Origin of the sequence: Pseudomonas sp. CM27 (assembly GCF_013179515.1) — a bacterium.
Lineage (GTDB): Bacteria > Pseudomonadota > Gammaproteobacteria > Pseudomonadales > Pseudomonadaceae > Aquipseudomonas.
Window position 1 is genome coordinate 1 of record NZ_JABMCN010000290.1, and the last position, 7152, is coordinate 7152.

A 7152-nucleotide genomic window follows, 5' to 3' on the forward strand; every position below is an offset into this window, starting at 1 on the left:
CCTGCCAGACATGGAGCGCGACCTGGTGTGCAAGACCCTGGACCGCACGGACTGGAACGTTACCAAGTCGGCGCGAATGCTTGGGCTGTCGCGGGACATGTTGCGTTACCGGATCGAGAAACTCGGGCTTACCCGGCCTGACAAGCGGCAGTGGTGAGAGAGGGCTGCTATGCAGCCCAATCGGCGGCCAGCCAGCGAGCTGGGGATCGCATCAGGGCTAACAGGTGCGATCCCCGTGGCGTAATCCTGCTCCCACGGCGATTAACGCTGACTATCTGCCCCACCCTGACGCCCGGCCCCTTCCGAGCCACTGCCATCCATCCCCGGCAAATCACGGTTGTCATCCTGCCGGGCCGGCGGGCTTTCAGGGTCGTTGCCCTGGATGCGCGGGTCGGTATCCCTGGGCATCGGCTTCTCGATCGGGTTGAGGGTGCTGTCCACCCCCGGCTTCGGTGCCGGATTATGCGGGTCGTCAGGGTAGGTGGGGCCGGTGCCGACGGCAAACGCCAGCGGCGAGGCGAGCAGGGCTATCAACAGAATGCTTGAGCGGTTCATGGCAGGCTCCTTTGCTTCAGGTAGGGCGCATACTTCACCTTCGGCCCTACCCGAAGCGTCAAGGTGCCATGACCCCGATCAACGGTCACACCACCTGCGACAGCAACATGATGAAGATGATGCCGACCACCGAAAGAATGGTCTCCATCATGCTCCAGGTCTTGAAGGTTTCGGCGACGGTCATGTTGAAGTACTGCTTCACCAGCCAGAAGCCGGCGTCGTTGACGTGGGACAGGATCAGCGAACCGGCGCCGGTGGCCAGCACCAGCAGTTCGCGGTTGACCCCAGGCACCAGGTCGATCACCGGGGCAACGATGCCGGCGCCGGTAATGGTTGCCACCGTCGCCGAACCGGTGGCGATACGGATCACCGCCGCCACCAGCCAGGCCAGCATGATGGGCGAGATTTCCGCCTGTACCGCCATTTGCCCGATCACGTTGCCGACACCGGTGTCCACCAGCATCTGCTTGAAGCCGCCGCCGGCCCCGACGATCAGCACGATGGCAGCGGTCGGCGCCAGGCTCTGGTCGAGCATCTTCATGATCTGCTGGCGGTTGAAGCCGCGCGCCGAACCGAAGGTATAGAAGGCCAGCAGCAAGGCGGCGAGCAGGGCGGTGATGGGGTGGCCGATCAGGTCCATCCACTGGCGCACGATGTGCTCGGCGGGCAGCACCACATCGGCAAAGGTTTTCAGCAGCATCAGTGCCACCGGCAGCAGCACCGTGATCAGGGTAATGCTGAAGCTCGGCAGGTTGCCCTGGTCGGACTCCTTGGCAATCTGGTCCATCAATTCCTGCGACGGGTTGCCCGGGATGTAGCGGGAAATGAAGTTGCCGAACAGCGGGCCGGCAATGATCGCGGTGGGCAGGGCCACGATCAGGCCATAGAAGATGGTCTTGCCGATGTCAGCGTGGAAGATGCCGATTGCCAGCAGCGGGCCCGGGTGCGGGGGCACCAGGCCGTGGACGACGGACAGCCCGGCCAGCAGCGGAATGCCGATCTTGACCAGCGACACGCCAGAGCGCCGGGCGACGATGAACACCAGCGGAATCAGCAGTACGAAGCCGATTTCGAAGAACAGCGGGATGCCAACCAGAAAGGCTGCGAACATCATGGCCCAGTGCACGTTCTTCTTGCCGAAGGCACGTATGAGCGTTTGCGCGATCTGGTCGGCACCGCCGGAGTCGGCCATCAGCTTGCCGAGCATGGTGCCCAGTGCGAGCACGATGCCGACAAAGCCGAGCACGCCGCCAAAACCGTCCTGGAACGATTTCATCACCTTGGCCACCGGCATACCGGAGGTCAGGCCGAGAAACCCGGCCGCCAGGATGAGGGCGACGAACGGGTGCACTTTGAAATGGGTGATCAGCAGGATCAGCCCGATGATGGTAACCAACGCGTCGAGCAGCAGGAAGGTGTCAGTAGCCAGTCCGAACATGGTGTGAAGGCCTCGGTCTTATCGTTGTTTTTGGCGGAGCTTTTTTGAACTTTGCGTGTATATGCGGGTCGGGGTAGCGCTGTCTTTGGTGAGCCAAGCAAACCGCCGCGATCAGGCGGTTTGCGCCAGGCCCGGCTCACCGCAGCGCTTTAGCCAGCGGTCTACCGCTTCGGCCAGGACTTCGATGGGTTGCGTGGCGTCCAGTGCCAAGGTCAATGGCTCGCCGCGCGGCGATTCCAAAGCAGCGAACTGGCTATCGATGAGACTTGCCGGCATGAAATGCCCCGGGCGGGCCAGCACGCGTTTTTCAGCCTCGGCGGGCGACAGTTCGAGGAACACGAATACCAGCCCCGGCATCGCATCGCGCAGGGTGTCGCGGTAGCGGCGCTTGAGTGCCGAGCAGGTCAGGATCGGGCGCTCTCCGGCGTGTGTGGTGGCTTGCAACTCTTCACCAAGCCGGACCAGCCAGCCGGCACGGTCGGTATCGTCCAGCGGGATGCCATCACTCATCTTGCGGATGTTTTCGGCAGGGTGAAAAGCGTCGCCTTCGATCAGGCGACCGCCGCTCCTGGCAGCGATGGCAGCGCCGATGCAGCTTTTGCCGCAACCGGCCACGCCCATCACCACGATGGCGGACAGGGGAGAATTCATCAGTACCTCCTGCGGGGTGAGATAGCGCTGTCTCGTCGCCGACGAACAGCCACCTCCCCGGTGTTATTGGTCTTGTCCTTACGCAGTATGGACGCCTGGCGGCAAGCGCGCGGTGGCTGCTACCAAAGATTACATTGCCTGCGTCCTGAGACAGCGCTACCTTAGTGGCCGTTCCCCATCCTTGCAAGTAGTAAAATTACAACATCCATGTCCCGAACCGGCTCCCGTACTACAGGTCGTCCCACCCTGGCCGAAGTTGCCAGGCTTTCCGGGGTTTCCCCGATTACCGCCTCCCGCGCCTTGCGCGGGGTCAGCACGGTTGCGCCGGAGCTGGTGGAAAAGGTCGCCGCCGCAGCGGCGAGCCTGGGCTATGTGGCCAACCCGGCGGCCAGGGCCCTGGCCTCGGCGCGTAGCCATTCGGTGGTGGTGTTGATCCCGTCGCTGTCCAACCAGCTGTTCATCGATACCCTCGAGGCCATTCACGAAGTCATGCGCCCGCGTGGGCTCGAGGTGCTGATCGGCAACTATCACTATGACGTTGCCGAAGAAGAGAACCTGATCCGCAATTACCTGGCGTACCAGCCCTGCGGCATGCTGCTGACCGGGTTCGAGCGCAGCGACGCGTCGCGGCAGATGCTGGCCGCCAGTGGCGTGCCCTGCGTGCACATGATGGAACTCAACGGCGAAGCCGGGGCGTTGTCGGTCGGCTTCTCCCAGCAAGAGGCCGGGCGCGCTGCCGCCCGGCACCTGATCGAGCGTGGGCGCAAGCGCCTGGCGTTCATTGCGGCGCAGCTCGACCCGCGGGTGATGCAGCGTGCCGACGGGTTCCGCCAGGCGCTCGCCGAAGCCGGGCTGCAGGCGGCCGAGTTGGAAGTGCTGGCGCCGGAGCCTTCATCCATTGCCTTGGGCAGCGTGTTGTTCAGCCAGTTGCTGCAGCAGGCGCCGGATGTCGACGGCATCTTCTTCTGCAACGACGACCTGGCCCAGGGTGCGGTGCTGCAGGCGTTGCGCCAAGGGGTGGAGGTGCCGCGGCAGGTGGCAATGGTCGGTTTCAACGACCTGCCGGCGTCAGCGCACATGGTTCCGCGGCTCACCTCGATTCGCACACCGCGGGCTGCCGTGGGCCGGGGCGCGGCGCAGGCGCTGCTGGCCTTGCTCGATGGCAAGCGGGTGCCGAACGCGCAGCAGGACCTGGGCTTCGAGTTGATGGTGCGGGAGAGCTCCTGAGCCTCCTGGAGCGTGTGTAGTCATTAAAATGTATTAATTACAAAGTGATAGCACATTGCTTGCACTGCGCTAACGGCGATCTATGCTCAGGACACCGCGCATAAAGGAGCCCGGCGTCATGTTCGATTTCCACCGCAAGTCCGACCTGGTCGAGATCCAGCGTAGCCAGCAGGCCTTGGCCAATGCGCAGGCCAAGCTCGCAGCCATCAGCCGCTCCATGGCGATGATCGAGTTCGCCCCCGACGGCACCATCCTTGATGCCAACGAGCGTTTCTGCCAAGCCATGGGCTACAGCGCCGAAGAACTGCGGGGCAAGCACCACCGACTGTTCTGTGAGCCGGGCTACGCAAAAAGCGCCGAGTACCAGCAACTGTGGCGGGAACTGGGGCAGGGCAAGGCCATCAGCGGCACCTTCGAGCGCGTCGACAAGGCGGGCCGCGAGGTCTGGCTTGAAGCCAGCTACATGCCGGTGCTGGATGCACAGCGCCAGGTCAGCAGCGTGATCAAGGTGGCGTCCGACATCAGCCAGCGGGTAGTGCTGGAGCACGAAAGCGAAAGCCTGCTCAAAGCCATCGGCCGCTCCATGGCGGTGATCGAGTTCACCCCGCAAGGCCGAGTGATCAAGGCCAACCAGAACTTCCTCGACACCATGGGCTACCGCCACGATGAAGTGGTCGGCCGCCACCACGGGCTGTTCTGCCTGGCGCATGAGCGCGAGTCGGCCCAGTACCGTGAGTTCTGGGCTTCGCTCAACCGTGGCGAATACCACTCGCACCGCTTCGAGCGTGTCAACAAGCAAGGCCAGACGGTTTACCTGGAAGCTTCTTACAACCCGATTTTCGACAGCAAGGGCCGCTTGTACAAGGTGGTCAAGTTCGCCAGCGACATCACTCGCCAGGTCAGCACCCAGCAGAGCGCCGCCGATGCGGCACATGCCAGTTCAGTGCAGACCGACGCCTGCGCGCGCAAGGGCACCGAGGTGGTGCAGCAGACGGTGCAGGTGATCGAGCAGATTTCCCACGAATTGAACGACGCGGCGCGTAGCATCGATGCCGTGAGCAAGCAGTCGGATGTGATCGGGCAGATCGTGCTGACCATCCGTGGCATTGCTGACCAGACCAATCTGCTGGCCTTGAATGCGGCCATCGAGGCAGCCCGCGCCGGTGATCATGGGCGCGGTTTTGCCGTGGTGGCTGACGAGGTGCGCAACCTGGCGGCGCGGACCAGCAAGGCGACCCTGGAAATCGTCGATGTGGTGCGACAGAACCACGACCTGTCGCTGTTGGCGGTAGCCAGCATGCAGTCAAGCCTGAACCGCACCTGTCACGGCGTCGCGCTGGCCAATGAGGCCGGCACGGTGATCATGGAAATCCAGCAAGGCTCACGGCATGTGGTCGATGCCATCAGCCAGATCAGTTCGACGCTTCAATTGCACTGAGGGCTTCGCGCATCTCTTCAAGCAGCGCCTGCAGGCTGGCTTGAAGTTGTGCGCGCTGCTCAACCGTGGGCAACCCCTGCGCGTGGGCGTGTTCGATGGCTTCACAGTCGTTGGCCACGGTGCGTACCCTGATCATCCTGGCCCCGCCCTTGATGCGATGAGCCAAGGCACGCACGTCCTCATCCGGGGCGTCTGGGGACAGCGCGCGCAGGGCGGCCAGGTCTTCGTCGACGCTTTGTGACAGCTGCTCAAGCAAATGCCGGGTCAACTGCTCATCGTTCTGGGTCAAGTGGCGCAGCTCGGCCAGGTCGAACCCGCCATGGGCTGCTTTAAGGGGCTGTTGCCGAGGGCGTGCCTGCGTCAGGTGCGCCTTGAGGGTGCGCAGGCCAATTGGCTTGAACAGGCATTCGTCCATGCCGCTGGCCAGGCAGCGGGTACGCTCCTCGGCCTGGGCATTGGCCGTTACCCCGAGAATCCGGCACGCCGGCAGGCCAAGGTCGGCCTCCAGGCTACGGATACGCCGGGTAAGCGCGTGGCCGTCCATGACCGGCATGCTGCAATCGGTGATCACCAAATCGAAGCATCCGTCCTGCCAGTGGGCCAGGGCGATTTCGCCATTCTGCGCCAAGGTCACACGATGCCCCATGGTGTGCAGTTGGCGCTCCAGCAGCAGCAGGTTGGCGGGGTAGTCGTCGACCACCAGAATATTCAGCGGCCCGCTGCTGCTTTCAGGGGCCGGCACTTCCTGTTCAGCTTGCACGGGTGCTGCGCAGGTGGGCAGCTGCAAGTTGACTTGCACACGGGTGCCGACCCCTTCGACGCTCTGCAAGCTCAAGGTGCCGCCCATCAATTCGGCCAGTGTGCGGCTGATGACCAACCCCAGGCCCGCACCCTGACGTGCGCGCGGGCCGTCGACCTGGACGAAGGCACTGAACAGTCGGGCCTTGTCGGCAGGGCTGATGCCTATGCCGGTGTCGCGAACGTTCAGTTCGACCGCCAGCATGCTGTGGCCGGCGACCGTTGGCAGCAACAGGCTGGCCTGGACCTCACCGCGGTCGGTGAACTTGATGGCGTTGCTGATCAGGTTGGACAGCACTTGCTTGAGCCGCAGCGGATCAGCCAGCACCCAGACCGGCGCAGCGGGTAGCTCACCGTGCAGGTGCAAGCCCTTGGCCCGGGCATTGCCTTCGAACACGCGCAGGGTGGCCCGCAGCAGCTCGACCAGGTTGGTGGGCACTGGTTGCAGGGTGATATGCCCGGATTCGATACGGGAAATGTCCAGGATATCGCCAATCAGCTCGAGCAGGCCGATCGCAGAGTCGTGGGCGGTCTGCAAAGTCTGGGTGTCGCACCGGCCGCTGCGGCTGTCCTCCAGGGCGAGCTCCAGCAGGCCGATCACGGCATTCATGGGGGTTCGGATTTCATGGCTCATGGTCGCCAGGAAGGTGCTTTTGGTCTGGCTGGCCTGTTCGGCGTCGTTCTTGGCCTGACGCAGCTGTTCGAGCAGCCCGCGGCTCAGCGCCAACTGGTCCTGCAACGCGTGTTTTGCCTCGGTGCGCTGGTTGATCAGCTTGCGCAGGTAGCTGTTCCAGAACACCACCCCTGCCAGCAGCAGGCCGGACAACACCAGCACCTGCAAGGTCAGGGTGCGGTAATCTCGCCAGGCGCTGTCACTGACCAGCGTGCTGATCCGCCAGCGGTTGATCAGCTGGTTCAGTTCATCGGGGGGAATGCTCAGCAGTGCCTTGTCGAGAATGGCTTGCAGCTGAGGCTGGTCCGGGGCCACGGCGAAGGCGGCCACGGCCGCGTCGTCATCCAGCACGCTGGCGATGCGCAGGCGGTC

Annotated in this window: 6 protein-coding genes and 2 pseudogenes; 4 read left to right on the top strand and 4 right to left on the bottom strand. The window is 63.7% G+C overall.

Annotated features, from left to right (window positions below; genetic code table 11):
• On the top strand, positions 1 to 157 hold a 157-nt coding region (locus HP547_RS25745; protein ID WP_178119789.1), incomplete at its 5' end, for a helix-turn-helix domain-containing protein.
• A 104-nt stretch (positions 158 to 261) separates the two neighbouring features.
• On the opposite strand, the gene HP547_RS25750 is transcribed toward HP547_RS25745, so the two are convergent.
• The 3 genes from HP547_RS25750 to HP547_RS25760 form a co-directional block, all read right to left on the bottom strand.
• Entirely contained in the window at positions 262 to 555 is a 294-nt protein-coding gene (locus HP547_RS25750; RefSeq protein WP_172225775.1) for a hypothetical protein, read from the bottom strand.
• A gap of 85 nt (positions 556 to 640) precedes the next feature.
• Positions 641 to 1993, bottom strand: a complete 1353-nt coding sequence (locus HP547_RS25755) for a GntP family permease (RefSeq protein WP_172288220.1) — start codon at positions 1991 to 1993, stop codon at positions 641 to 643.
• A 111-nt stretch (positions 1994 to 2104) separates the two neighbouring features.
• Positions 2105 to 2644 carry a gluconokinase gene (locus tag HP547_RS25760; protein ID WP_172225781.1) on the bottom strand — a complete coding sequence of 180 codons (540 nt, stop codon included), beginning with the start codon at positions 2642 to 2644 and terminating at the stop codon, positions 2105 to 2107.
• Positions 2645 to 2851: 207 nt separating this feature from the next.
• Here HP547_RS25760 and HP547_RS25765 point away from each other — a divergent pair, with 207 nt between their 5' ends.
• The 3 genes and pseudogenes from HP547_RS25765 to HP547_RS30035 all read left to right on the top strand — a co-directional run.
• Positions 2852 to 3871 (top strand): LacI family DNA-binding transcriptional regulator, encoded by a 1020-nt coding sequence (locus HP547_RS25765; protein WP_172225784.1) that lies wholly within the window; start codon positions 2852 to 2854, stop codon positions 3869 to 3871.
• A gap of 118 nt (positions 3872 to 3989) precedes the next feature.
• Positions 3990 to 4772 (top strand): annotated as a pseudogene (locus HP547_RS30030) (PAS domain-containing protein); the annotation flags it as partial.
• Positions 4773 to 4877: 105 nt separating this feature from the next.
• Positions 4878 to 5309, top strand: a pseudogene (locus HP547_RS30035) (methyl-accepting chemotaxis protein); the annotation flags it as partial.
• Here the strand turns inward: HP547_RS30035 and HP547_RS25775 are convergent.
• A partial coding sequence (locus HP547_RS25775; protein ID WP_172288224.1) for an ATP-binding protein occupies positions 5284 to 7152 on the bottom strand: 1869 nt, incomplete at its 5' end. The pseudogene HP547_RS30035 and the gene HP547_RS25775 sit on opposite strands and share 26 nt — an antisense overlap.

Excerpts from the sequence above, each read along its gene's own strand:
- HP547_RS25760 (WP_172225781.1), bottom strand. The coding sequence starts at position 2,644 with ATGAATTCTCCCCTGTCCGCCATCGTGGTGATGGGCGTGGCCGGTTGC.
- HP547_RS25750 (WP_172225775.1), bottom strand. The coding sequence starts at position 555 with ATGAACCGCTCAAGCATTCTGTTGATAGCCCTGCTCGCCTCGCCGCTG.
- HP547_RS25755 (WP_172288220.1), bottom strand. The coding sequence starts at position 1,993 with ATGTTCGGACTGGCTACTGACACCTTCCTGCTGCTCGACGCGTTGGTT.
- HP547_RS25765 (WP_172225784.1), top strand. The coding sequence starts at position 2,852 with ATGTCCCGAACCGGCTCCCGTACTACAGGTCGTCCCACCCTGGCCGAA.